The organism is Rhizobium sp. 16-488-2b (assembly GCF_017741815.1).
Classification (GTDB): domain Bacteria; phylum Pseudomonadota; class Alphaproteobacteria; order Rhizobiales; family Rhizobiaceae; genus Rhizobium.
Window position 1 is genome coordinate 589,503 of the sequence record NZ_JAGHMF010000034.1, and the last position, 23,893, is coordinate 613,395.

The window sequence follows — 23,893 nt, forward strand, 5'->3', positions numbered from 1 at the left end:
AATTTTGAATGCACGCGCTCTTATCCTTTGGGCGGCGTGCGGCTAGCTGTCGTCAGCCGGCGTTGGAATAAAGCGTCTGGTGCGGCAATTGAGTCAGTAAATAACTATTTAGATACAAAATATCATGATTTAAAAACAATTAGATAGGTTAATTTTTGGCAATCCAGCCGGATCGTCCGATCTTGACAGCATATCGCTTTCGCTGTCTGTCTTGTCACGAGGAGTGCGGTGAAGCCTGATAGATCTGGGTTTCGCGCTGCAAGTGAGGAGGACGCGTTTCTATGTTGAGATTTGCCGTTGTCGGGATCGACCATGGGCATACCTTCGATCACGTGAAGGGATTGCTGGCCGCTGGCGCCGAATTCGTCGGCTATTGCCCGAAGACATCCGTTCCCGCCATTCGCGAGATGTTCGAGAAGACCTATCCCGATGCGCCACAGATCGACCGCGAACAATTGCTCGCCGATCCCTCGATCGACGTGATCTGCATCGCGGCGATCCCGGCCGATCGCGCGGATCTCGCCATCCGCGCCATGAAATCCGGCAAGGACGTGATGTCCGACAAGCCCGGCGTGACGACATCGGCGCAGCTGCAGGCGGTGAAGGACACGATGGCCGAGACGGGCCGCATCTTCTCGATCTGCTTTTCCGAACGCCACTGCGTGCGCTCGGCCGTAAAGGCCGGCAAGCTGGTCCAATCTGGCGCCATCGGCACGGTCATCCAGACGCTCGGCATGGGGCCACACCGGCTGCAACTGCCGACCCGGCCCGACTGGTTCTTCGACCCGGAGAAATTCGGCGGCATCATCGTCGATATCGCCTCGCACCAGGTCGACCAGTTCCTGTTCTACACCGGCTCGACATCGGCCACGGTCGCCGCAAGCTCGGTCGGCAATTTCGGCATGCCCGACCGACCGGCCTTCCAGGATTTCGGCGAGGTGCTCCTGCGCTCCGACAAGGGCTCCGGCTACATCCGCGTCGATTGGTTCACACCCGAGGCCTTGCCGACATGGGGCGACGGTCGCCTCACCATTTTGGGGACAGAAGGCTATATCGAGCTGCGCAAGTACATCGACATCACCGGCCGTCCCGGCAAGGATCACCTCTTCCTCGTCAACGGCAAGGAGATGACGCACATCGATTGCAGCGACGAGAAGCTCGATTATTTCGAAGCGTTCCTGGCCGACGTGCGCGACCGTACGGAGACGGCGATGCCGCAGGCGCATGTCTACGAGGTCTGCCGGTTGTCGCTCGAGGCGCAGGCAAATGCGGTGAGGATCGGCCAAGGTCAAGCTCCGGTCGGAGGGCGCTGAGATGAGCAGGAAGTTTCGCGTCGGCGTGATCGGCGCCGGCATCGCTGCGCGCCATTTGTCCGGCTTCGGATGGAACAAGGAGCTGTTCGACGTCGCGGTCCTTTGCTCGCTCGATGCCGATCGCGGCAAGGCGCTTTGCGAGGAGTTCGGCATCCCTGAATACACGCAGGATGCCGAGGCGATGATCGCCCGCGCCGATCTCGATATCATCGACATCTGCACACCGCCGAGCTCCCATTTCGAGCTCTGCCGCAAAGCGATCGAGGCGGGCAAGCATGTGATCTGCGAGAAGCCGTTGTTCGGTTCGATTGCCGAAGTGGACGAGATGGCCGGCATCGTGGCGAGGGCCAACGGGCCGCAGCTGATGCCAATCTTCCAGTATCGCTATGGCTCCGGTCTTCAAAAGCTGAAGATGCTGATCGAGCTCGGGCTCACCGGCGAGGCTTTCCTGACGACGATCGAGACCCATTGGTGGCGCGGGCCTGACTATTACGCGGTGCCCTGGCGCAGCAAATGGGCAACCGAACTTGGCGGTGGCCTGCTCGGCCACGCCATCCATGCCCATGACATGCTGAACTATATCCACGGCCCATGCGCCGAGCTCTTTTCCTTCGGCGCCACATTGGTCAACCCGATCGAGGTCGAGGATACGGCCGCGCTCTCGGTGAAAATGAAAAACGGATCGCTCGCCAGCCTGTCGATGACGCTCGGTTCGCGCGAGGAGATTTCGCGCCTGCGCTTCTGCTTCCGCGATCTGGTGGCCGAAAGCATCATCGAGCCCTACACGATGGGCCGCGATCCCTGGAGCTTCAAAGCGGGCAACGATGAGCACCAGCAGAAGGTGGATGCGGCGCTCGCCCGCTACGAGGTCCAGGAGGACGGCTATACCCGCCAGTTCGAGCTCTTCCATCAGGCGCTGGTCCGTAACGAAGAACCGCCGGTGACGCTTGCCGACGCTCGCAATTCGCTGGAACTGGTCACCGCCGCCTACCACTCGCAACGCACCGGCCTTCCGACATCCCTGCCGATCCTTCCCGACCACCCGCTCTACCGCTCCTGGCTGCCAGAAGAGGCCCGCTAGCAGGGAGAGACGATCGCGATCAAGCTTAACCGATAATATTGCGACGGGGACGACGAAAGTCGCGCCGAAGTAACGACTTGCTAAGCTCCATTTGTCAGCCTCGGATCCATTGATTTTCATAATCCGTTGTTCGAGGTCTTTCATGTTTTTGAGTAAAGACGATTGGATCAACCAGCGTGCCTATGCGCTGTGGGAAGCGGAAGGTCGGCCCGACGGGCGCGGCGGGGCGCATTGGCAACAGGCGGCCCGCGAGTATCAGTTGCTGGAGCGGACGCGGGCCTCCGCCGATGGCAGCGACCTGATAGAACGCTTGAAGACGATGGGCCGGATGATGCGTGAAGCGGACCGCGACGACCGAGCCGAGACACCGGAAAATTCAGCTTCCTCGCGCCGTTAAGCAAGATGATCTGCCACGCCACGAAGTCGTCATTCGGCCATGCCGCGCGTTAAGGCTTCTTTAGGCATAATCATCTGTTTCCATTATAATTTAGTGGGAAAACGATCGCTAGAGTACAACGTCAACCTTTGCTGAAGAATATGCAAAGTCGAAGGCATGATCGCCTTCTTGCATGGCAGAGGCGGCGAATGTTTTCATCGATTGTACGCGAAGTGAGGTCTCGACTCACGGGACGCCTATCCGCTCGTCCTGATCGCCCCGAGATCGGCGCCGACGCGTGTTCCGCCGATAAGTCCGCCGAACTCGTCCACCTGAAGAAGCTGTTCGATCACTCGTCGCGCGCCGCCCGCATCGGTGTGTGGGAATGCAATCTCCCGGACGAGACGCTGGCATGGACCGACATGGTCTACGAGCTGTTCGACCTGCCGGTCGGCCACCCGCTCAGCCGCGACGAGACCGTCAAGCTCTATACCGAGCGGTCGCGCATCGAGCTGACCATGCTGCGCGATCGAGCCATCAAGGAGCGATCCGGCTTCAGCCTCGACGCGGAGATCATCACGGCCAAGGGCAACCATCGCTGGATCCGCATCACCGCCACGGTCGAATGCGAGGGCGACCAGCCGGTCCGCATCTTCGGGATGAAGCAGGACATCACGGCCGAGAAGAAGCTTTTCGACGAGATTCGCTATCTGGCGGAGTTCGACCTCCTGACCAACCTGCCGAACCGCGTCCAGTTCCAATCCACCTTCGAGAGGCTGTGCGCGACCGAGGCCTCCAGGCAAAGCGTGGCGTTGTTCCTCATCGATCTCGACGGCTTCAAGCAGGTCAACGACCGCCTCGGCCATCAGGCCGGAGACCAATGCCTGCGCGTTGCGGCCAATTGCCTGCGGTCCGTGCTCGGCGGCGCCGAGCTCGTGGCGCGCATCGGTGGTGACGAATTCGCGGTGCTTCATCGCTATGGGTCGAGCGACGAGGCGGCCCGCATCGCGAGCTCCATCGTCACTGCGCTTGCCGCTTCCTGCGACGAGGATGGCCGGCATATCGGCATCGGCGGCTCGGTCGGCGTGGCGCTGGCGGCGGGCTATCTCGCACCGAAGGACATCTTCGCGGCGGCCGACGGCGCGCTCTACGCCGCCAAGAGCGGAGGCCGCAACCGCTTCAGCCTCGCGCATCCGTCGTTTGCGTCGCAGACCCACGCGGCTTAAGGCACGGGCAACTTCCCCCAGATTGTGTGATCAGGCGCAGCCGCTTGCGGCTTTCCACGGCATGCGCTTTTGGGCTAACAGCTTGGCATCGACATGATCCAACGAGCACCAATACATGAGCCACATTCCGCAAATCGATTACGACACCGCTTCCGAGGAGATCCGCTCGGCTCACGACGAGGAAGTCAGGGTTCGCGGTCGGATGACCAACATGAAGCGGACGCTGCTGCATTCGCCTCAGGCGCATCGCATCTATGCGGAATGGTTCACGCTGCGCGCCGAGCTGGCCGCAATCAGCGACCGGCCGATCTGGATCTTCTCCCACGCGATTTCGAAGGCCTGCAAGTCGAAGATCGCCATCACCTTTTTCCGCCGCGCGCTGATCAACAACGGCTTTAAGCCGGATGCGCTTGAGCTCTCCGAGGAGGAGGCGCTGCTCGACGCATTCGGCAAGGCGATCGTCGCCGATTCCAACGCTATCCCGAGCGAAATCTGGGTTGCGCTGAAGCAGCGTTACGACGCCAAGACGCTGGTCGATCTCGTCGCCTTCGCTGGCATCATGATCGCCACCGCCGTCTTCAACAACGTCGTCGAGGTCGATTTCGATCCGGAGCTTGAGGCATTCGCCGAGGGCGCCGCTCGATAACGAAGATGCCGTTTATCAAGCGATATCAATCATGTTCGAGATCTTTCTCGACTTTTTTGTCAAGTTCGCTCGCGACGAAGACCGCGTGTTCGGTGATCTGCGGCAGACCCATCAGCTCGCCGAACGCGCCGCGTGCCAAGGGACCGGAGATCAGCAATGTCGAATCCGGTCGCCCGTCACCGGCAAGCGCCTCGGAGGAGAGGTTGCAGGCGATGCCCAGCCCGGTCGGATCCAGCTGCAGGTGGCCGAGATCGCGTAGCCTCGCCAGCCACGGCTGGCTGTTCAGGATGCCGCCATGGGCGGGGCCCGTGGTGACGACCATCGCATCGTAAACCCGCTCCAAGCGTTCACCGTTGCGCCGTCGCAGCACGACCCTGATGTCTTCGGCCTCGCGCCTGATGCTGGCAACGGAGGCGGCCAGCACCTCCATGCGGCCGTTGGCGACCGCCCGGTCGAGCACCTCTTCCACTTGCGGCGCGATACGGAAGCGGTGCACGTCCCAGAAGGGGCGAAGGTGACGAACGATCCGCCGGCGCTCCGACACAGGCAGCGCCCGCCAGATCGCGTGCCCGTGACCGCGCACCTGATCCAGCACCGCATGCCATGTGAACCCCGCTTGTTCGGCCTCGCGGATGGTGCGGCGCACGAGGCGCAAGAGCTGGGTGGCGCTCTCGACCGGCACCGTCTCGAACGCGCCAAACGGATCCTGCGCGACCGCGGGGTGGCCGCGCGATCTCAAGCCTCGCCGTGAGATCGACGTGACCGGGCCGCGATGTCCCGTGATCGATAGCGACGCCACGACATCGGCGGCTGTCAGCCCGTTGCCGACGACGAGGAGGCGATCATCAGGGTCGATGGCATCAAGCGCGCGCGGCACGGTGGAATCGGCGACGAACTTCGGATGACCGGCGAGCGCCATCAACGCCGAGGGCGGCGATGGCGAGGGGTGGCTTGTCGCGATGACGAGATAATCGGCAAAGGTCTGGCCGCCCTGGCTATCGGAAATCCGCCAGAAGGCGCCGTCGCGCTCGACATCGGTGACGACCGCTCGTCGATGCCTGACGGCGCCGGTTTCGACAAGCGGCCGCAAGGCTGATGCAACATAGCGCCCAAACAGCGCTCGGCGGGGAAAGATGGCCCCATCGACACGACGGGCAGCGGGATCGTCGGCGATCGCGTCGTTGAGCTCGATCCATTCGAGGAAATCTCCGGGATGCTCCGGCAGAAGGCTCATTCTGGCTGCTGGCACGTTGATGCGGTGCGCGGGGTCGTTCGTGTCATAGGCGAGGCCACGGCCAAGCTCGGCGCGCGGCTCGAAGACGGTGATGGCCGGCGGCCGGTCCCTGTTTGCCAATGCCAAATGATAGGCAACACCGGCGCCAGATATGCCGCCACCGATGATGGCGACAAGCGGCCTGCGCGGTAGCTGCAGGTGCTGATGGTCGTAAGGGAGATTATCGTCATGCATGTCTGGTTGCCGTTTTAACTCGGTGTCGAGATTGTTCGATTCTAGTTCGGATGGGTGACAGTTCAAAACCCACGTGATCCTCCCAAGCGTTATTTTTGGCAAACCCACAGAAGTCTTGGCATTTTTGTATTCCATGGCGCGGTCGGGGAAATTGTCGCCGTTCACAATCTCCTGATTGGGATTTAGCCGAAGAAAGAATTGACTCGACCGGGGATAGATGTTCAAAAGCTGACACAATTTGTCAGCAATAGATCGTGGGGAGGCGATCTCACGAAGGACTAGCGATAGCTTTCATGAGCGCCAACCCTCCAGCGGCCACCCCTCCAGTGAATGGCGCTTTCGCGGAACAAGCCGCGCACGTCGGCATCCGCACAGGGCGTATCCTCGGCCTCTTGGTTGCTGCTGCTGTTCTTGTCTTCGTGATCTGCGCCTCCCTGGCGGTCGGCGCGCGAAACATCTCGGTTACCGACGTAATTTCGGTCTTCTTCTCGAGCGCGAGCCAGATAGACAGCGAGACCATCTGGTCCCTGCGGCTGCCCCGCACGCTGCTCGGCGTGATGGCGGGTATTGCCTTTGCGCTGTCCGGCGCACTCATGCAGGCGCTTACCCGCAATCCGCTGGCTGATCCTGCCATTCTGGGCATCAACGCCGGCGCGGCGTTTTCCATGGTCGTCGCGATCGGCCTTCTGGGAATCACTCATCCATTGTCACTGATCTGGTTTGCGTTTGCCGGTACCGGCCTTGCGGCCATTGCGGTCTATCTCGCGGCCATGGGTGGACGCGCCGGCGCGACACCGTTGCGGCTGACGCTGGCCGGCGTCGCGATCGGCTCGATGCTGCGCGGGCTCACTTCCGCGTTGATCTTCCTCGACCCGAACACGTTCGATCACATGTTGAACTGGGAAGTCGGCTCGCTGGCGATCACCGGTTACGACAATCTGATCGTCACGGCGCCGTTCGTCGCCATGGGGATTGTCCTCGCATTGGTATCGGCGCCCGTCCTCAACGTCGTTGCCCTCGGTGACGATCAGGCTCGCTCACTTGGCGCTGGCATCGGCAGGGCGCGCGTGATGGTCGTGTTGGCGGTCATGCTGCTGACGGGTGCTGCCACAGCCGCGGCGGGCCCACTCGGCTTCATCGGCTTGATGGTGCCCTATGCCGCGCGCTGGATCGGCGGCACGGATCAGCGCTGGATATTTGCCTACACCCTGCTGCTCGCTCCGATCGTCCTGCTCAGCGCCGATATCCTGGGTCGTCTGAGCATGCGACCCGCTGAAATCCAGGTCGGCATCGTCACGGCCTTTGTCGGCGCACCGGTGCTCATCTGGCTGGTGCGTTCAAGAAAGGTCAGAGCGCTGTGACCCTGCATCCCGCTTTCACCCGCCGACGTATCATGGTTCGCGCGTTCAGCGACAAGCTGGCTCTGGCTATCGACAAGCGGCTTCTCCTTGTATGCCTGTTGCTTCTGCTTGCCGGGTCGACCGTCATGATCGCGGCGCTCGTCAGTGGCCAGCTGCACGTGCCGGCCATCGACGTTCTGAACGTGCTGATGGGGGGTGGCGAGCGCCGCTTGCGTATGGTCGTTCTCGACTGGCGCATGCCGCGGGCTGCTGGAGCTGCAATCCTTGGCGCGCTGCTTGGGCTGGGCGGCGCGGTTTTCCAGTCGATTACGCGCAATCCGCTTGGAAGCCCCGATGTTGTCGGCTTCGATGCGGGCGCATACACCGGCGCCATCCTGGCGATCACCTTCGCCGGTGGCAGCTGGATTGCGCTTGCGGGCAGCGCCATAGCCGGCGGCCTCGCGACGGCGTTCGTCGTCTACCTTCTCACCTGGCACAAGGGCATCCAGGGTTTCCAGCTGATCGTCGTCGGCATTGGCGTCAGTGCCATGCTGACTTCGGCCAACCACTGGATTCTGCTCAAGTCTTCTTTGTCGACGGCCATGGCCGCCAGCACCTGGGGCATGGGCTCGCTCGCTAAGATCAACGGTCAGCAGCTGTCTCTGGTCCTGTGGCTGGGTATTCCCGTGATCTTTTTTGCTCTCATCCTGGCGCGACCGCTAAAGCTCATGGAAATGGGTGACAGTCGCGCAAAGGCGCTTGGAGTGCCGGTCGAAGCTGCAAGGTTGGCACTGATGGTGGTTGCCATCGTCGCAACCGCGCTCGTCACGGCGATTGCCGGTCCCATTCCTTTCGTCGCGCTTGCCTCGCCACCGATCGCCCATGCGATAACTCGCACGGCGGGCACGTCGATCGCCGCATCCATGGCGACCGGCGCCTTGTTGCTGTCGGCTGCAGATTACGTCGCTCAGCACAGCTTCGCACCCATCCAGCTCCCCGTCGGCGTCGTGACGCTCTGCATCGGAGGCACTTATTTCCTTTGGCTGATCATCAAGGAGGCGCGTCGCGCGTGAAGCCTCAAACCGCTCCCCGTCTCGAGGCGCAGGCCATCGAACTCGCATACGGAAAATGCGTCATCGCGGAGGATCTTTCGGTAACGGTTCCATCAGGATCGTTCACCGCGATCGTCGGACCGAATGCCTGTGGCAAGTCCACTCTGCTGCAGGCGCTGTCGCGCTTGCTGATGCCTGGCCAGGGTGCCGTCCTGCTCGACGGCCGCACGATCTCGACCATCCCGGCCAAGGAATTTGCCCGCAGCGTCGGGCTCATGCCGCAGAGTTCGGTGGCGCCGGATGGCATCACCGTCACCGAGCTTGTCGCCTGTGGCCGCTACCCCCATCAAAACCTGCTTCGCCAATGGAGCCGGGCAGATGAACAGGCGGTGTCGGCTGCGATCGAAGCGACCGGCATGAACGATCTCGCCGGCCGCCGCGTCAACGAATTGTCGGGCGGTCAGCGTCAGCGTGCCTGGATCGCCATGGTGCTGGCGCAGGAAACCCCGCTTCTCCTGCTCGACGAGCCGACGACTTTCCTCGACATCGCCCACCAGATGGAGCTGATGCTTCTGCTCGAGCGGCTCAATCGCGAACGCGGCTACACGATCGCCGCCGTGCTGCACGATCTCAATCAAGCCTGCCGCCATGCCACCCACATGATCGCCATGCGCGGCGGCCGCGCGATCGCCGAGGGCCGTCCAGGAGACATCGTGACAGAGACGCTGGTCCGCGAGGTGTTCGGCCTCGATAGCATCATCATCAAGGATCCGGTCGTCGGTACGCCGTTGGTGGTGCCGCGCGGACTGCATCACAATTCTGATTGAAAAAGGAAAGGATAAGACTTTGTCGCTGCGACTGACACGACGTGAGATCATTGCCGCATCGCTGCTGCTTGCGGCCGGTCCGCTACTGGCCCAGGAAGAGACAATCACCGTGGATGGGATGTTTGGTCCCGTGCAAGTGCCGAAGTCGCCGAAGCGCGTGGTCGTATCGGATGGTGACGACGTGCTGCAGCCGACCGTCGCGCTTGGAATTATTCCGGTCGGCGCATCCCGGCCGAACTTCACGGGCGGTTTCGCAAAGGGCGTTGCCGAGCGTCTGCCGGCCGATATCGGCTATATCGGATCGTCTGGGGAACCCAATTTCGAGACCGTGCTTACGCTCGAGCCCGATCTCATCTTGATGAGCAACGACGATATTCCCGATCTGCAGGGAATGTACGAGCGCTACAGCCAGATCGCTCCCACCGTGCTCATCGATGTGCAGCCCAAGGATTGGCGGAAGACGCTGACGACGATTGCGGGTGCCACGGGGCGTGAGGCGCAGGCGAGCGAGTTGCTGACGAAATACGATGAGCGCGTCGGACAGGTTCGCAGCGCGATCAGCGGCAATATCGGAACGGCGACGATCGCCCGCGTTCGCACCAATCTCGTGCGCTACATGCTGCAGGACACCTCTTTCACCTGGAGCGTGCTGAAGGATGTCGGCTTCCGCGCCCCGCCGCAGCAGCAGATCACCAGCAATGACGGCTTCATCAACATCAGCCTCGAACGGCTTGACCTCCTGGAGGCCGATTTCATCCTGCTGCTGGAGGACGAAGGCGCCAAGGGGCCGGGCGCCATGAGCGAGAAACTCAAGGCGCTGCCGACCTTCGCCAACCTGAAGGGCGACAAGATGGAGCTCCCGTCTGCGGACTACCTGTTCGGCAACGTCCTGACGGCCTTCAACATGCTCGACGTGCTGGAAGCCAAGTTCAAGGCATAGCCAGGCCCATCCCTGTGGCGATGGTGCAACTGCATCGCCACGGGAACGCTCTTTTAGCTCTTCCCCTTCCACGGCACCAGCACGGCTTCGAGGATGCGGATGGCGGCGCTGAAGGAGAAGGCGCAGGCGGCGATGATGCCGATGCCGACGAAGACGACATCTGTCGCCAGGAACTGCGACGCCGACATGATCATGTAGCCGATCCCACGGGTGGAGGCGATCAGCTCGGCTGCGACCAGCGTGCCCCAGCCGATGCCGAGCGCGATCCTGAGCCCCGTCAGGATCTCCGGCAACGCCGAGGGCAGAACGATGCTGATCAGGATCTGCCACGGCCGGGCACCGAGCGACCGCGCGGCGTTGACGCGCTCGATCGGCAGCGAGCGGACACCGGCCTGGGCCGAAAGGCAGATGGGCGCGAACATGGCGAGCACCAGCAGCGTCACCTTTGAGGTCTCGCCGATGCCGAGCCAGATGATCATCAGCGGCAGATAGGCAAGCGGCGGCAGCGGCCAGTAGAACTCGATCGGCGTATCGAGCACGCCCTTGACCCAGCGGTTTAGCCCCATCAGCAGGCCGACCGGAATGCCGACGACGGAGGCGATGGCGGCGGCGGTGACGATGCGGAACAGGCTCGCGGAAACGTGCTCGTAGAGCGAGGCGCCGGCATAGCCGTCATTGTAGATCGCCCCCACTTGCGTCCACACTTCCTGCGGTGTCGGCAGGAAGAGATGCGGCACCAGCGCCAGCTTGGCCACGAGCCACCAGGCGGCCAGAAGCACCAGCGCGGTAGCGATGCTGATCAGCACGGTCGGCTTTTCGCCGGCACCGAAGCCATTTATCTTCACGAGTTTCGGCTGTTCCGCAGGCGAGCCGATGACGACGCGGCCGGTTTCTGTGAAATCGCTCATTCGGCGGCACTCCTCAGTTCTTCCGATCCATGCAGGATGTCGCGGATCTCTTCACGCAGATTGGCGAATTCCGGCGATGTCTTCACCGCCCTGGCATCCCCCGTCTCGGCGAAGCGGCGGACGAAATCGAGGTCGAAGCGGGCGACGATGCGACCCGGGCGCGGTGACATCACCACGACCTGCGTGCCGAGAAACAGCGCCTCCTCAATCGAGTGGGTGATGAAGAAGATGCGGGTATGCGTCTCCTTCCAGATCGAGACGAGCAGTTCCTGCATCTGTTCGCGGGTGAGGCTGTCGAGCGCGCCGAAGGGCTCGTCCATCAGGAGCACGGCGGGCTCGGTGGCGAGCGCTCTGGCGATGCCGACGCGCTGACGCATGCCGCCGGAGAGCTCATAGGGGAAGGCCGCTGCGAAATCCTTGAGGCCGACTAGGTGCAGCAATCGTTCGGCGCGTTCGCGGCGGGCGCCTTTCGGCACGCCGGCGAACTTCAGGCCGAGGGCGACATTGTCGATCACCGTCTTCCAGGGCAGCAGCGTGTCCTTCTGGAACACGACGCCGCGATCGGCACCCGGCGAGGTGACGGGCCTCCCGTCCAGCGTGATCGCGCCTTCGGAAAGCGGCAGGAAGCCGGCGATGGCGTTGAGCAGGGTGGACTTGCCGCAGCCGGACGCGCCGAGCGCGACCACGAAGCTGTTTTCGGGAATGGCGAGCGAGACGCGGTCGAGCGCATGGACCGTCCGGCCGTCTCGTGTCTGGAAATAGACGCTCGCGTGATCGACTTTGAGCATGTCAGGTCTCTTTGAAAATGAGGACGCCGGCGCGGTGTCGCGCCAGCGTTTCTGCCGGAAACGGCTTAGTTGCTCGGATTGGCCAGCGCGTCCGCGGTCACGAAGGCGGCGTAGCTCCGCAGCACTTCGCTGACCTTGCCCTGCTCCTTCAGGAAGGTGGCGGTGTCCTTGAGGATCTTGGCAGCACCAGCCTTTTCGCCGCCGCCGAGCCATGCGTCGGATGCCTGGACGTCGGGCGTCAGAAGCGTCAGGTTCTTCAGCGCCGCAGCCTGCTGTTCGGGCGTGCCGCCGAGCGCCTTGGCGAGCAGCTTTGCGTTCTCGCTATCGGCGTCCCAGGCCTTCTTGTCCTTGGCGAAGGAGGCGTAATAGGTGTTGATGACACCGGCAAAGCCCTTCAGGAATTCAGGGTTTTCATCGGCGAATTTCGAGGCTGCGACCCAGGCGGAGAAGGTCGGCGCGCCCTTGTCGGCGACGTCCTTGGAGGTGACCAGCACCTTGCCCTTCTTCTTCAGTTCCGTCAGCGCCGGATCCCAGACGAAGCCGCCATCGATGTCGCCGCGATTGTAGCTGGCGACGATCTCGGGCTGCGGGATCGCGAAGACCTGCACGTCCTTCTCGCTGAGGCCGAGCGACTTGATCAGCGCCAGGAGCTGGTAGTGGTCGGTGGAAACAGGCGCTGCGGCGAGCTTCTTGCCCTTCAGGTCCTTGAGCGAGTTGATGCCCGAACCGTCGCGGACGACAAGAGCCTCATCAATCCCCGAGATCGAGGAGAGGTAGAAGGCCTTGACTGCGAGGCCGCGCGAGGTGGCGGCCGCGAAGGGGCTGGAGCCGACATAGCCGACCTGCACGTCGCCCGAGGCGATCGCCGCGAAGATTTCGGCGCCGGAATTGAACTTGCGGAAATCGATGTCATAGCCCGTCGCCTTGGCGAACTCGCCATTTGCGATGGCGACCGACGACGGCAGCGCGTCCGTCTGGTAGGCAACGACAACCTTCTTGTCGGCTGCCTGCGCGAGCAACGGCGCGGCCACGGCTGCTACGCCAAGTGTAAGTCCTGCGATAATGCCCTTGATATTCATGTTTCGCCCCCAAATGCCGCGCTTGTGCGTCGGCTCAACTTGTTTCGACGGGAAAACACTACGGCGGGCCATGGGCGGCACACAGATAAAACTATCTATTTTATAGAGTATGGCGACAATATTGTTTTGCGTCTGATTTGCCGGGCAGATGATTGCGGCTTGTCGGTGGTTGCCGCGTCAGGCGGCATCCATGGTGATGAGGTAGCAGAGCGCCTTGCCATCCATCTCGAGCGAGATGCCGGCCGCGTCCTGCAGCAGCAACGTGTCACCTTCTGCGAGAGATGCCTGGCTATCGGCCCAGGTGAGATTGACCGCGCCGCGATGGCAGAACACCAGCAGCGTGCCGGCCGCGCCGCCGAACGTCACTTCGCCATCGACGGCGACGCGCTCGACCCGGTGCCACAGGCCACCGCGGCGCGTCATGACGTTGAGATCGGTGATCGGCCCGGATTTGAGCGTCGCGGACACCGCGACGTCCGCGGGAAAGGCGAGGGGTGCGCTCTCCTGCGTCAACAGCAATGGCGCGCGACCGTCGATCGCAAGCGACATGCCCTCGCCGTCAAGGATCGACAGGGTCCTGTCGATGCCGGGGAAGATCGAGAACGGTCCATCGGTTGCGACCGTCGCCATGCTGATCCGCCAATCGAACTCGGACAGTGCGGCCCCCTCCGGCGAAACCGCAATCTCCACCGTCTCCCCGCCACCGTTCTTCCACGGCATGCGGCGATAGCTGCTGGCGGTCAGGGTTGTGGCGCGGGGCATGGAATCTCCGGAGGTTGCAAATGGGAGGGGAGTGGAAGACACTCAGGGGATTGGAGGCGAGTGATGGACATCGTCAACATGGCAAAGGATGCCCCGATCAATCAACCGGAAACGGCGCCCAAGAAGCGCCGCATTGGTTTCATGGAAGGCATGATCACCGTTCCCGACGACTTCGACACGATGATGGCCGAGGAAATCGAAGACATGTTCTATGGCGGCGACCTCTTTCCTCCTGAAGACCCAATCAAGCCGATCGTAACAGACAAGGAATGAGCGGGGACGTTCGAGCGGACGCTGATTGCGACCTCTCGTAACAGTCGACCAGACCATCCTTCAGTATCCGGGCCTCATACCGTTCTGAGGCCCGGTGTCTCGCTCTATCAGTTCCCGAGAATCCCCGGCAGGCGCAGGCCCTTCTCTTTGGCGCAATCCAGCGCGATGTCGTAGCCGGCGTCGGCGTGGCGCATGACGCCGGTGGCCGGGTCGTTCCAGAGCACGCGCTCCAGGCGCTTGGCCGCATCGTCGGAGCCGTCGGCGCAGATGACCACGCCCGAATGCTGGCTGAAGCCCATGCCGACACCGCCGCCGTGGTGCAGCGAGACCCAGGTGGCGCCGGAGGCGGTGTTGAGGAGCGCGTTGAGGAGCGGCCAGTCGGACACGGCGTCCGAGCCGTCCTTCATCGCTTCCGTCTCGCGGTTCGGCGAGGCGACCGAGCCGCTATCGAGGTGGTCGCGGCCGATGACGACGGGGGCCGAGAGTTCGCCGTTCTTGACCATCTCGTTGAAAGCCAGCGCCAGGCGGTGGCGATCGCCGAGGCCGACCCAGCAAATGCGGGCCGGCAGACCCTGGAAGGAGATGCGCTCGCGGGCCATGTCGAGCCAGTTGTGCAGGTGCTTGTTGTCGGGCAGCAGCTCCTTCACCTTGGCGTCGGTCTTGTAGATATCCTCAGGATCGCCCGAGAGAGCCGCCCAGCGGAACGGGCCGATGCCGCGGCAAAACAGCGGGCGGATATAGGCCGGCACGAAGCCCGGGAAGGCAAAGGCGTTTTCAAGGCCTTCGTCCTTGGCAACCTGGCGGATGTTGTTGCCGTAGTCGAGCGTCGGCACGCCGGCATCCCAGAAGGCGACCATGGCTTCGACGTGCTTCTTCATCGAGGCGCGGGCGGCGGCCTCTACCGCCTTCGGATCGCTTTCGCGCTTGGCCTTGTGCTCGGCAACGGTCCAGCCGATCGGGAGATACCCATTGAGCGGGTCATGCGCCGAGGTCTGGTCGGTGACGATATCGGGGCGCGGGCCGCCGGCCTTCATGCGAGCCACGAGTTCCGGGAAGATTTCGGCGGCGTTGCCGAGCAGGCCGACCGACTTGGCTTCGCCCTTCGCCGTCCATTCGGCGATCATGGCAAGCGCTTCATCGAGCGACTTGGCTTTGGCATCGACATAGCGGGTGCGCAGGCGAAAATCGATGCGGGTCTCGTCGCTTTCGACCGCGAGGCAGCAGGCGCCGGCCATGACGGCCGCCAGCGGCTGCGCGCCGCCCATGCCGCCGAGGCCGCCGGTCAGGATCCACTTGCCCTTGAGGTCGCCATTATAGTGCTGGCGGCCGGCTTCCACGAAGGTCTCGTAGGTGCCCTGCACGATGCCCTGCGTGCCGATATAGATCCACGAGCCGGCGGTCATCTGGCCGTACATGGCGAGACCCTTCTTATCCAGCTCGTTGAAATGGTCCCAGGTCGCCCAATGCGGCACGAGGTTGGAATTGGCGATCAGGACGCGCGGCGCATCCTTGTGTGTACGGAACACGCCGACCGGCTTGCCGGATTGGACCAGCAGCGTCTCTTCTTCCGTCAGCGTCTTCAGCGTCGCGACGATCTGGTCGAAATCCGCCCAGGTACGCGCGGCGCGGCCGATGCCGCCATAGACCACCAGCTCGTGCGGGTTTTCGGCGACGTCGGGATCGAGATTGTTCATCAGCATGCGCAGCGGCGCTTCGGTCATCCAGCTCTTGGCGTTGAGCTCGGGGCCAACAGGGCTTCTGACATCGCGAATGTTGTGGCGTGGATTGCTGGTCATTGCGTTCCCCTTATCCGGGTTGGATGGCTTGTTGTTTCAGGCTTATTTCTTGAGGTTCGGCGCAATCGCGGCGATGCGATCGAGAATGTCTTTGAGATGGACGCGCAGGCGGTCGGCCTTGGCGGTGTCGTAGGCAAAGGGCGGCTTTTCGGTCTGAAGATGCGTGGATTGCGCGAGCTCCATCTGGATCGCATGCACACCGGTTTCCGGCCGCCCGTAGTGCCGCGTCGTCCAGCCGCCCTTGAAGCGGCCATTGAGGATGCTGTCGTAACCGGTGGCCGAAGCGGTCGCGGAGACGACTGCCTGCTCGATGGCGCGGTCGCAGGTCTTGCCCAGATCGGTGCCGATATTGAAATCCGGCAGCTTGCCTTCGAAGAGGAACGGGATGTGCGAGCGGATCGAGTGGCAGTCGTAGAGGATCGCGACGCCGTGGATCGCTTTCACCCGCTCGATCTCGGCGGCAAGCGCCGCGTGATACGGCGCGTGGAAATCGCGCAGGCGTTCAGTGATATCGGCGTCATCAGGTGCCTCGCCGTCCTTCCAGATCGACAGGCCGTCGAAATCCGTTTCAGGCACCAGGCCGGTGGTGTTCTGGCCGGGATAGAGGCTGGTGCCGGATGGATCGCGATTGGCGTCGATGACGTAGCGGTGGAAGGTGGCGCGCACGGTTGTGACGCCATGGATGAGGCCGTCATAGAGATCGTGGATGTGCCAGTCGGTGTCGGCGAGCAGCTTGCCGTTGTCGTTCAGGCGGTCCCAGATGGCTGGCGGCACGTCCGTGCCGGTGTGCGGGAAGCCGAGGATGATGGGGGATGTGCCCTGGTGGGTTTCGTGGGTGGTCATTGGTTGAATGCTCCACGGGTTGCGGGGGTGTTACCCCCCTCTGTCCTGCCGGACATCTCCCCCACAAAGGGGGAGATCGACTCGTTGTTATCGCCTTGCAGAACGGTTGACTTTGGAGCGAGCGGGAGCGCCCAGCCAATCTCCCCACCTGTGGGGGAGATGCCCGGCAGGGCAGAGGGGGGCGCCACGAGTGCCGACATCACCATCACCCCTCCAACCCAGGCAGAATCCCCGAAGACACCGCTGCATTCAGCCCACCCGAGGCCACCAGATCGCTCGCCGCCTGCAGATCACCGGCCATGTAGCGGTCGACCTCCAGCGTCGGCACGACCGTGCGGATCGCGGCGATGGCGCTCGAAAGCTCCGGGCTGGTGGCGAGCGGCGCGCGGAATTCGACGCCCTGGGCTGCCGTCAACGCTTCGATGCCGATGATCGAGAACAGGTTGTCGGTCATGGCAAGCAGGCGGCGGGCGCCGTGGCAGGCCATGGAGACGTGGTCTTCCTGGTTGGCCGAGGTCGGCGTCGAGTCGACCGAGGCCGGGTGCGACATCTGCTTGTTTTCCGACATCAGCGCCGCGGAAGTCACTTCCGCGATCATCAGGCCGGAGTTGAGGCCGGGCTTCTTGGCGAGAAAGGCAGGCAGGCCGTAGGAGAGGGCGGGATCGACGAGGAGCGCGATGCGCCGCTGCGAAATGGCGCCGATCTCGCAGACGGCGATGGCGATCTGGTCGGCGGCGAAGGCGACCGGTTCGGCGTGGAAATTGCCGCCGGAGACAACGGAATTGTCAGACAGCACCAGCGGGTTGTCGGTGACCGCGTTGGCCTCGATCTCCAGCGTGCGGGCGACCGAACGCAACAGGTCCAGGCAGGCGCCGTCGACCTGCGGCTGGCAGCGGATGCAGTAGGGATCCTGGACGCGCTCGTCGCCCTCGATATGGCTCTGGCGGATAACGGAGTTGTCGAGAAGTGCGCGGAGCGCAGCGGCCGTGTCGATCTGGCCCTTGTGGCCGCGCAGCGTGTGAATGTCGGGATGGAACGGCGCCGAGGACCCCATGGCAGCATCGGTCGACATCGCGCCGGTGATGAGCGCTGCCTGGGCGGCGCGATGAGCGCGGAAGAGGCCGGCGAGCGCCAGAGCGGTCGAGGTCTGCGTGCCGTTGATCAGCGCCAGGCCTTCCTTGGCTGCCAGCACGACAGGGGCCAGCCCGGCCTTGTCGAGCGCCGCAGCGCCGGTCAGGCGCTCGCCTTTGTAAAAGGCTTCGGCTTCGCCCATCATCACGGCCGCCATATGCGCCAGCGGCGCGAGGTCGCCGGAGGCGCCGACGGAGCCCTTTTCCGGAATGACGGGAATGACGCCCTTTTCCAGCATGCCCTCGATCAGCCGCACCAGTTCCAGACGCACGCCGGATGCGCCGCGGCCGAGCGAGACGAGTTTTAGGGCCATGATCAGGCGGACGATGTTTTCGGGCAGCGGCGCGCCGACGCCGCAGCAATGCGACAGGATGAGATTGCGCTGCAGGGTCGCGACGTCAGCGCTGTCGATCTTGATCGAGGCGAGCTTTCCGAAGCCGGTGTTGATGCCATAGACGGGCGCATTGCCGGCGGCGATCTCGGCGATACGGGCGGCCGCCTTGTTGATGCCGGCGTCGAAGGAGCGGTCGAGCACGGCAGGCTCGCCGGCCCAGTAGATCGTTTCTAGATGTTTGAGCGATACGGAGCCGGGATGAAGAGTGATGGTCAACGGTCGATCCTTTCGCCCTTGAAGACGTGTGCGTGAAGCGGGTTGAAGCCGATGCGGTAGACGAGTTCGGCGAGGCTCTCGACATCCCAGATAGCGAAATCGGCGGACTTGCCGGCTTCGAGCGTGCCGGTTTCGTCGATGAGCCCAAGGGCGCGCGCACCTTCCCGGGTAGCGCCGGCGATGCATTCCTCGACGGTGAGGCCGAACAGGGTGGCCGACATGTTCATGGTCAGGAGCAGCGAGGTCAGCGGCGAGGTGCCGGGGTTGCAGTCGGTGGCGATGGCGATGTGGGCGCCGGCCTCGCGCAGCGCCTTGACCGGCGGCTTCTGCTTTTCGTTGATGGCGTAGAAGGCGCCGGGCAGGAGCACCGCGACGGTTCCGGCCGCGGCCATGACGACGGCGTCATCGGCGGTGAGATATTCGAGATGATCGGCCGACAGCGCCAGATAGGAGGCGGCGAGGCGGGCGCCGCCGAGGTTGGAGAGCTGCTCGGCATGGAGCTTGACGGGAAGACCGAGCTGCTGGGCGCGATCGAAGACGCGGCGCATCTCTTCGACGGAAAACGCAATGCCTTCGCAGAAGCCGTCAACAGCATCGACCAGACCTTCGGCATGCGCCTGCTCAAGGCCGGGCAGCACGACATCGGTGATGTAGTCGCCATTGCGGCCTTTGTACTCGACCGGCGTGGCATGGGCGCCGAGGTAGGAGGTGACGACGCGGACCGGGCGAATATTGCCCAGCGTACGGGCGGCGCGCAGCATCTTCAGCTCGGCTTCGATGTTGAGCCCATAGCCGGACTTGATCTCGATCGTCGTCATCCCCTCCGACAGCAGCGTGTCGAGACGCGGAAGCGAGGCGGCGACGAGGCCGTCGACAGAGAGTGCGTTGGTGGCCTTGACCGAGGAGACGATGCCGCCGCCGGCGCGGGCGACTTCCTCATAGGTAGCGCCTTCCAGGCGCATCTCGAACTCGCGGGCGCGGTTGCCGCCATAGACGATGTGGGTGTGGCAATCGACGAGGCCGGGTGTCACCCAGCGGCCTTCGAGATCGGTGATCTCGGCGCGCTCGATCGCCAGAACCGGCAATTCGCTTTCCGGGCCGACATAGGTGATGCGGCCGGATTCGACGACAACGGCACCCTTTTCGATGACGCCGAGTCCATCCTTGCTTGGGTCGAGTGTTGCCAGGCGGGCGTTGCGCCACAGGTGCGGGCGAACCTCTCCCTGGGCTTGCTCGTCTGAAAAATTGTTCCCGTTCATCAGCTTTGCGCCTTTCCTTATGCCTTAACATGTATATACATAATAAACAGGTGACAAGGGAAAATTTGGGCGTATCTCTGGAAAAGAAAGAGACGCTTCCGCCAGAAGGAGAGAAATCGATCATGGCACAAACCGTTGCGACGACACTCCATGCACGCGCAGCACTTCTCCCGGAAGGCTGGCGGGAGAATGTCCGGCTGACGCTCGCGGGCGGACGCATATCGCGCATCGAGACAGCGGTTCAGCCAGAGCCTGCCGACGAACGCCATCATACGCTCGTTCCGGCCATGGGGAACCTTCACAGCCATGCTTTCCAGCGCGCCATGGCGGGTCTTGCCGAGGTAAGGGGCCCCGCCAACGACAGCTTCTGGAGCTGGCGCACCGTCATGTATAAATTCGCGCTGTCGATGACGCCTGAACATGTCGAGGCGGTGGCCGCGCAGCTCTACATGGAGATGCTGGAGGCCGGTTTCTCCCGTGTCGGCGAGTTCCACTATCTGCATCATGACAAGGATGGGCGGCCTTATGCCAATATCGCGGAGCTGGCCGAGCGGATTGGCGCGGCGAGTGCCACTGCTGGCATCGGGCTGACCTTGCTGCCGGTCTTCTACGCGCACTCCGGCTTCGGCGGCGCCGAGCCGATCGACGGCCAGCGCCGGTTCATCAATTCGCTCGACAGCTTCGCGGCGCTGATGGACGGCTGCCGGACGATGACGTCGCGGCTTGCCGGCGCCGAACTCGGGCTTGCGCCACACAGCCTGCGGGCAGCGACGCCGGAAGAGCTCATCAAGGTGGTGCCGATGGCGGGCGAAGGACCTGTTCATATCCATGTTGCCGAGCAGGTGAAGGAGGTCGAGGATTGCATCGCCTGGTCCGGCGCCCGGCCGGTCGAATGGCTGCTCGACAATGCCGATGTCGATGGCCGCTGGTGCCTGATTCATGCCACCCACATGACCGAGAAGGAGACCCGCGAGATGGCGCGGCGCGGCGCGATTGCCGGTCTCTGCCCGATTACCGAGGCCAATCTCGGCGACGGCACCTTCCCGGCGCCGTTGTTTCTCGAAGAGGGTGGGCGTTATGGCGTCGGCTCCGATTCCAACGTGCTGATCTCGCTACACGGTGAATTGCGACAGCTCGAATATTCGCAGCGTCTGGCGCTGAGGGCTCGCAACGTCATCGCCGCATCCGGCGGCTCGACGGCGCGCAGCCTCTTCGACCATGCGATCACCGGCGGCGGTGCGGCGCTGAAGGCGCCGGGCGGGCTGGCGGTCGGGCATCACGCCGATATCGTCGCGCTCGATACATTAGCCGTTCCCTATCTCGCCGCTGATCAGCTGCTCGACCACTGGATGTTTGCCGGCGGCGTTGCGGTCGACAGCGTCTGGGCGTTGGGCGAGAAGAGGGTCGAGGGTGGCCGGCATATCGGCCGCGAGGCGATCAACCGGCGCTTCCTCAAGGCCATGAGCGAGTTGCTGGCGGCCTGATGGCCTTTCCAGACTCAGGCAATGCCGGTAGACCGAGAGAAAAGCGGAGCGTGACGATGGATCAGGGCAGGGACATCACCTTGCATCAGCGGATCGTAAACGACATCGAAGGCCGCATCGTCTCGGGCGAGTGGCCGCCGGGTCACCGCATTCCGTTCGAGCTCGAGCTCACCAAGGAGTATGACTGCTCGCGCATGACGGTCAACAAGGCGCTGACCCAGCTCGCCAAGGCGGGCCTGATCGAGCGTCGCAAGAAGTCCGGCAGCTTCGTCACCCAGCCGCAGGCCCAGTCGGCGGTGCTCGAGATCCACGACATCGCCGCCGAAGTGAAATCGCTGAACCTCGCCTATGCGTTTTCGGTTGCCAGACGCGCCAGGCGCAAGGCGGATGCTGACGATAACAGGCGTCTCGAACTGCAGCCGGGCTCCTCGGTCGTCGAGGTGGTCTGCATCCATTTGGCCGGCGGTCGTCCCTTTTGTCTCGAAGAGCGCCTGATCAGTCTCGCCACCGTGCCCGAGGCGGAGGAGGCCGACTTCTCGACGGTTCCGCCGGGCAGCTGGCTGATCAACCAGATTCCATGGTCGAGCGCCGAGCACCGGATCCACGCGGTCCCTGCCGGAAGTGAGGCTGCGGCGTTGCTCGACATTGCGCGGAATACTGCCTGCCTGGTGGTCGAGCGTCGTACCTGGAGCAATGTCGGCCCGGTCACCCATGTGCGGTTTACCTATCCCGGCGACAAGCATGCGTTGGTGGCGCGGTTTACGCCGGCGTCTTGAGCGCTGGGCGTTCGGTCTGACAGGCGACTGAGAGGTTGTGCCGTGCGGCCCCCTCATCCGGCTGCCGCCACCTTCTCCCCGCGGGGGAGAAGAGACTCGTGGCAGGCCGCTCGCTCAACCTCCCCTTCGCCCCAACGGGGAGAAGGTGGCCCGAAGGGTCGGATGAGGGGGCCACACGGCAAAACTTCTCAACCATAACCTTGTATCCCGCCGACACACCAAAACCCCACGCCGCCCGAAAGCCCGTGTTTCCACCATGCAAACTTCACTCGGACGGGGCGCTGGAAATCACCTCGATTGAGTAAGTAGAATATGGCGCTTTCCAGCGCCCCGTTCGGCGGTTTATGAACGCAACTCCGGTCTCTCTGCCTTCTCGCCCAACTTCGCGACGAGACCATGTGTGCCTCACAGGCACGTCCGGGCTCAACTCGGGCCCATCTTGCGACGGAACCCGCCGTCACCGGAGGGAGACCATTTTCTGCGAACCCGGGTCATGAGGTTTTGCGTCCTACCCTCACGCTCCGCGCCGATCCCGCCTCGCCGGCACGCCTGCCGGTGTATCCGATGACGGGACGGCGTTATTCTAGGCCGAGGTTTTTCGAATGGGGAAAATTGAAGCAGAAGATTCGTGTAAGCTGTTGATTTGACGAACATACGTCGCCCGCAGAAACGAAAAAGCCGCGCGCCTTTCGACGCGCGGCTCTAAAGCCTTGGGAGGCTCAAAACCTTAGAGCAGGCCGGCTGCGGTCATCAGTTCGACGACCTTCTTGTTGTCGAGCTTGGAAGCTTCGACCTTCGGTGCCTTCAGGTCGGCGATCGGGACCAGCTTGGCGTTGGAATCGCCGGCAACCGCGTATTCGAACGAGCCGCCGTTCTTCAGGACGTCCTGTCCAGCCTTGGAGGTGATCCACTTCAGCAGGGCCTGTGCTTCCTTCGGGTGCTTGCTGGACTTCAGCACGCCGCCGCCGGAAACGCTGAGGAAGGCGCCCGGATCTTCGTTCTTGAAGTAGTGGAGGCTGACGTTCTTGCTGTTTTCGCCGGTCTTGGCCTGATCGCCGAACCAGTAGTAGTGGTAGATCACGGCGCCTTCGACTTCGCCGGCATTGACGGCCTTCATGGCAACGCTGTTGCCCTTATAAGGCGTTGCGTTTTCCTTCATGGCCTTCAGCCAGGAAGCGGTGGCTTCCTCGCCCTTCAGCTGCAGCAGCGCGCCGACGATCGCCTGGAAGTCGGCGCCACCGGGAGATGCGCCCCAACGGCCCTTCCAGGCCGGATCGGCGAGATCGAGCATCGACTTCGGCAGCTTGTCTTCCGTGAGCTTGGTCTTGTCGTAGGCGAAAACGGTCGAGCGGGCAGCGATGCCCGTCCAGGTGCCGTCGGCCGGGTGGAACTGGGCCGGAACCTGAGCCAGCGTTTCCTTGTCGACCGGTGCGAAGAGGCCAGCGGAAGCGACCAGCGCCATGGCCGGGGAGTTTTCGGTCAGGAACACGTCGGCCGGCGAGGCGTCGCCTTCCTGGACGATCTGGTTGGCGAACTGCATGTCGCTGCCCTTGCGGACAGTGACCTTGATGCCGGTTTCCTTGGTGAAGCCTTCGGCCCACTCGGTGCCGAGGCCCTCGTGCTGGGCGTTGTACACGACGATGCCTTCGGCATCCTGCGCGAACGCGCCGTTTACGAAGGCTGTCGCGGCAAGAAGCGCTGCGGCGGAAGCCAGCTTCAGGCTGATGGATTTCTTCATGTCAAACTCCCGATTGGAGCGAAACCAAGCGCACATGGGCTCAAGTTTTCGGTCGCTATGAATTGGTCTTTTCACGCGTCTGCATGTCTCGGCCAGCGCTGCCGGCTAAAACTATTCCAACGCACTCCACTTATCGTGAGCCTTGGTCCGTGACCATGGGGACTAAAGTCCCTAGTG

General features: G+C 63.1%; 22 protein-coding genes. 12 read left to right on the plus strand and 10 right to left on the minus strand.

Annotated features, from left to right (window positions below; translation table 11 throughout):
- The first annotated feature begins 281 nt into the window (after positions 1 to 281).
- The 5 genes from J5286_RS26225 to J5286_RS26245 all read left to right on the plus strand — a co-directional run bounded on the left by J5286_RS26225 (position 282) and on the right by J5286_RS26245 (position 4,642).
- A complete protein-coding gene (locus tag J5286_RS26225; RefSeq protein WP_209192913.1) occupies positions 282 to 1,313 on the plus strand; it encodes a Gfo/Idh/MocA family protein in 1,032 nt (343 codons plus the stop codon).
- A 1-nt stretch (position 1,314) separates the two neighbouring features.
- A complete protein-coding gene (locus J5286_RS26230) occupies positions 1,315 to 2,394 on the plus strand; it encodes a Gfo/Idh/MocA family protein (protein WP_209192914.1) in 1,080 nt (359 codons plus the stop codon).
- A gap of 142 nt (positions 2,395 to 2,536) precedes the next feature.
- The gene (locus tag J5286_RS26235; protein ID WP_209192915.1) at positions 2,537 to 2,791 is read left to right on the plus strand and encodes a DUF2934 domain-containing protein; all 255 of its coding nucleotides are present in this window, start codon (positions 2,537 to 2,539) and stop codon (positions 2,789 to 2,791) included.
- Between the two features lie 188 nt (positions 2,792 to 2,979).
- Positions 2,980 to 3,996 carry a diguanylate cyclase domain-containing protein gene (locus J5286_RS26240; RefSeq protein WP_209192916.1) on the plus strand — a complete coding sequence of 339 codons (1,017 nt, stop codon included), beginning with the start codon at positions 2,980 to 2,982 and terminating at the stop codon, positions 3,994 to 3,996.
- Between the two features lie 115 nt (positions 3,997 to 4,111).
- Positions 4,112 to 4,642, plus strand: a complete 531-nt coding sequence (locus J5286_RS26245) for a carboxymuconolactone decarboxylase family protein (protein WP_209192917.1) — start codon at positions 4,112 to 4,114, stop codon at positions 4,640 to 4,642.
- 25 nt (positions 4,643 to 4,667) lie between these two features.
- On the opposite strand, the gene J5286_RS26250 is transcribed toward J5286_RS26245, so the two are convergent.
- Positions 4,668 to 6,110, minus strand: coding sequence for an FAD/NAD(P)-binding protein (locus J5286_RS26250; RefSeq protein WP_209192918.1), 1,443 nt, complete (start codon positions 6,108 to 6,110; stop codon positions 4,668 to 4,670).
- A 293-nt stretch (positions 6,111 to 6,403) separates the two neighbouring features.
- Between J5286_RS26250 and J5286_RS26255 the strand changes: the two genes are divergently transcribed.
- The 4 genes from J5286_RS26255 to J5286_RS26270 are packed head-to-tail and all read left to right on the plus strand — an operon-like array spanning position 6,404 to position 10,269.
- Positions 6,404 to 7,471: a FecCD family ABC transporter permease gene (locus J5286_RS26255; protein ID WP_209192919.1), complete on the plus strand. Its 1,068-nt coding sequence runs from the start codon at positions 6,404 to 6,406 to the stop codon at positions 7,469 to 7,471.
- Positions 7,468 to 8,523 carry a FecCD family ABC transporter permease gene (locus tag J5286_RS26260; protein WP_348529289.1) on the plus strand — a complete coding sequence of 352 codons (1,056 nt, stop codon included), beginning with the start codon at positions 7,468 to 7,470 and terminating at the stop codon, positions 8,521 to 8,523. The genes J5286_RS26255 and J5286_RS26260 overlap by 4 nt, the downstream gene beginning before the upstream one ends.
- Complete coding sequence (locus tag J5286_RS26265; RefSeq protein WP_209192920.1) at positions 8,520 to 9,329, plus strand: ABC transporter ATP-binding protein; 810 nt, start codon at positions 8,520 to 8,522, stop codon at positions 9,327 to 9,329. Before J5286_RS26260 ends, J5286_RS26265 begins: the two co-directional genes overlap by 4 nt.
- Before the next feature lie 19 nt (positions 9,330 to 9,348).
- Entirely contained in the window at positions 9,349 to 10,269 is a 921-nt protein-coding gene (locus J5286_RS26270; RefSeq protein ID WP_209192921.1) for an iron-siderophore ABC transporter substrate-binding protein, read from the plus strand.
- Between the two features lie 53 nt (positions 10,270 to 10,322).
- Here J5286_RS26270 and J5286_RS26275 read toward each other — a convergent pair whose 3' ends face one another.
- The 4 genes from J5286_RS26275 to J5286_RS26290 form a co-directional block, all read right to left on the minus strand.
- A complete protein-coding gene (locus J5286_RS26275; protein ID WP_209192922.1) occupies positions 10,323 to 11,177 on the minus strand; it encodes an ABC transporter permease subunit in 855 nt (284 codons plus the stop codon).
- A complete protein-coding gene (locus J5286_RS26280; protein ID WP_209192923.1) occupies positions 11,174 to 11,965 on the minus strand; it encodes a taurine ABC transporter ATP-binding protein in 792 nt (263 codons plus the stop codon). The genes J5286_RS26275 and J5286_RS26280 overlap by 4 nt, the downstream gene beginning before the upstream one ends.
- A 65-nt stretch (positions 11,966 to 12,030) precedes the next feature.
- Positions 12,031 to 13,044: a taurine ABC transporter substrate-binding protein gene (gene tauA, locus J5286_RS26285; RefSeq protein ID WP_209192924.1), complete on the minus strand. Its 1,014-nt coding sequence runs from the start codon at positions 13,042 to 13,044 to the stop codon at positions 12,031 to 12,033.
- A gap of 177 nt (positions 13,045 to 13,221) precedes the next feature.
- Positions 13,222 to 13,806: a HutD/Ves family protein gene (locus J5286_RS26290; protein WP_209192925.1), complete on the minus strand. Its 585-nt coding sequence runs from the start codon at positions 13,804 to 13,806 to the stop codon at positions 13,222 to 13,224.
- Positions 13,807 to 13,869: 63 nt separating this feature from the next.
- Between J5286_RS26290 and J5286_RS26295 the strand changes: the two genes are divergently transcribed.
- Complete coding sequence (locus tag J5286_RS26295) at positions 13,870 to 14,079, plus strand: hypothetical protein (RefSeq protein ID WP_209193004.1); 210 nt, start codon at positions 13,870 to 13,872, stop codon at positions 14,077 to 14,079.
- 107 nt (positions 14,080 to 14,186) lie between these two features.
- Here the strand turns inward: J5286_RS26295 and hutU are convergent, their stop codons facing one another.
- The 4 genes from hutU to hutI form a co-directional block, all read right to left on the minus strand.
- The gene (gene hutU, locus J5286_RS26300; protein ID WP_209192926.1) at positions 14,187 to 15,875 is read right to left on the minus strand and encodes a urocanate hydratase; all 1,689 of its coding nucleotides are present in this window, start codon (positions 15,873 to 15,875) and stop codon (positions 14,187 to 14,189) included.
- A gap of 42 nt (positions 15,876 to 15,917) precedes the next feature.
- Positions 15,918 to 16,718 (minus strand): N-formylglutamate deformylase, encoded by an 801-nt coding sequence (hutG, locus tag J5286_RS26305; protein WP_209192927.1) that lies wholly within the window; start codon positions 16,716 to 16,718, stop codon positions 15,918 to 15,920.
- A 205-nt stretch (positions 16,719 to 16,923) separates the two neighbouring features.
- On the minus strand, positions 16,924 to 18,459 hold the full coding sequence (hutH, locus tag J5286_RS26310; protein WP_209192928.1) for a histidine ammonia-lyase: 1,536 nt from the start codon (positions 18,457 to 18,459) through the stop codon (positions 16,924 to 16,926).
- Positions 18,456 to 19,718 (minus strand): imidazolonepropionase, encoded by a 1,263-nt coding sequence (gene hutI, locus J5286_RS26315; protein ID WP_209192929.1) that lies wholly within the window; start codon positions 19,716 to 19,718, stop codon positions 18,456 to 18,458. The genes hutH and hutI overlap by 4 nt, the downstream gene beginning before the upstream one ends.
- A 122-nt stretch (positions 19,719 to 19,840) precedes the next feature.
- Here hutI and J5286_RS26320 point away from each other — a divergent pair, with 122 nt between their 5' ends.
- Both J5286_RS26320 and hutC read left to right on the plus strand, forming a co-directional pair.
- Positions 19,841 to 21,202, plus strand: coding sequence for a formimidoylglutamate deiminase (locus tag J5286_RS26320; RefSeq protein ID WP_209192930.1), 1,362 nt, complete (start codon positions 19,841 to 19,843; stop codon positions 21,200 to 21,202).
- A gap of 56 nt (positions 21,203 to 21,258) precedes the next feature.
- Positions 21,259 to 21,978, plus strand: a complete 720-nt coding sequence (gene hutC, locus J5286_RS26325; protein WP_209192931.1) for a histidine utilization transcriptional repressor HutC — start codon at positions 21,259 to 21,261, stop codon at positions 21,976 to 21,978.
- 727 nt (positions 21,979 to 22,705) lie between these two features.
- On the opposite strand, the gene J5286_RS26330 is transcribed toward hutC, so the two are convergent.
- Complete coding sequence (locus J5286_RS26330) at positions 22,706 to 23,716, minus strand: iron ABC transporter substrate-binding protein (protein WP_209192932.1); 1,011 nt, start codon at positions 23,714 to 23,716, stop codon at positions 22,706 to 22,708.
- Between the last annotated feature and the right edge of the window lie 177 nt (positions 23,717 to 23,893).

What these genes read in the sequence shown, in the direction of transcription:
- J5286_RS26225 (WP_209192913.1), top strand. Translation starts at nt 282, where the DNA reads ATGTTGAGATTTGCCGTTGTCGGGATCGACCATGGGCATACCTTCGAT.
- J5286_RS26230 (WP_209192914.1), top strand. Translation starts at nt 1,315, where the DNA reads ATGAGCAGGAAGTTTCGCGTCGGCGTGATCGGCGCCGGCATCGCTGCG.
- J5286_RS26235 (WP_209192915.1), top strand. Translation starts at nt 2,537, where the DNA reads ATGTTTTTGAGTAAAGACGATTGGATCAACCAGCGTGCCTATGCGCTG.
- J5286_RS26240 (WP_209192916.1), top strand. Translation starts at nt 2,980, where the DNA reads ATGTTTTCATCGATTGTACGCGAAGTGAGGTCTCGACTCACGGGACGC.
- J5286_RS26245 (WP_209192917.1), top strand. Translation starts at nt 4,112, where the DNA reads ATGAGCCACATTCCGCAAATCGATTACGACACCGCTTCCGAGGAGATC.
- J5286_RS26250 (WP_209192918.1), bottom strand. Translation starts at nt 6,110, where the DNA reads ATGCATGACGATAATCTCCCTTACGACCATCAGCACCTGCAGCTACCG.
- J5286_RS26255 (WP_209192919.1), top strand. Translation starts at nt 6,404, where the DNA reads ATGAGCGCCAACCCTCCAGCGGCCACCCCTCCAGTGAATGGCGCTTTC.
- J5286_RS26275 (WP_209192922.1), bottom strand. Translation starts at nt 11,177, where the DNA reads ATGAGCGATTTCACAGAAACCGGCCGCGTCGTCATCGGCTCGCCTGCG.
- J5286_RS26280 (WP_209192923.1), bottom strand. Translation starts at nt 11,965, where the DNA reads ATGCTCAAAGTCGATCACGCGAGCGTCTATTTCCAGACACGAGACGGC.
- tauA (WP_209192924.1), bottom strand. Translation starts at nt 13,044, where the DNA reads ATGAATATCAAGGGCATTATCGCAGGACTTACACTTGGCGTAGCAGCC.
- J5286_RS26290 (WP_209192925.1), bottom strand. Translation starts at nt 13,806, where the DNA reads ATGCCCCGCGCCACAACCCTGACCGCCAGCAGCTATCGCCGCATGCCG.
- J5286_RS26295 (WP_209193004.1), top strand. Translation starts at nt 13,870, where the DNA reads ATGGACATCGTCAACATGGCAAAGGATGCCCCGATCAATCAACCGGAA.
- hutU (WP_209192926.1), bottom strand. Translation starts at nt 15,875, where the DNA reads ATGACCAGCAATCCACGCCACAACATTCGCGATGTCAGAAGCCCTGTT.
- hutG (WP_209192927.1), bottom strand. Translation starts at nt 16,718, where the DNA reads ATGACCACCCACGAAACCCACCAGGGCACATCCCCCATCATCCTCGGC.
- hutI (WP_209192929.1), bottom strand. Translation starts at nt 19,718, where the DNA reads ATGAACGGGAACAATTTTTCAGACGAGCAAGCCCAGGGAGAGGTTCGC.
- J5286_RS26320 (WP_209192930.1), top strand. Translation starts at nt 19,841, where the DNA reads ATGGCACAAACCGTTGCGACGACACTCCATGCACGCGCAGCACTTCTC.
- hutC (WP_209192931.1), top strand. Translation starts at nt 21,259, where the DNA reads ATGGATCAGGGCAGGGACATCACCTTGCATCAGCGGATCGTAAACGAC.
- J5286_RS26330 (WP_209192932.1), bottom strand. Translation starts at nt 23,716, where the DNA reads ATGAAGAAATCCATCAGCCTGAAGCTGGCTTCCGCCGCAGCGCTTCTT.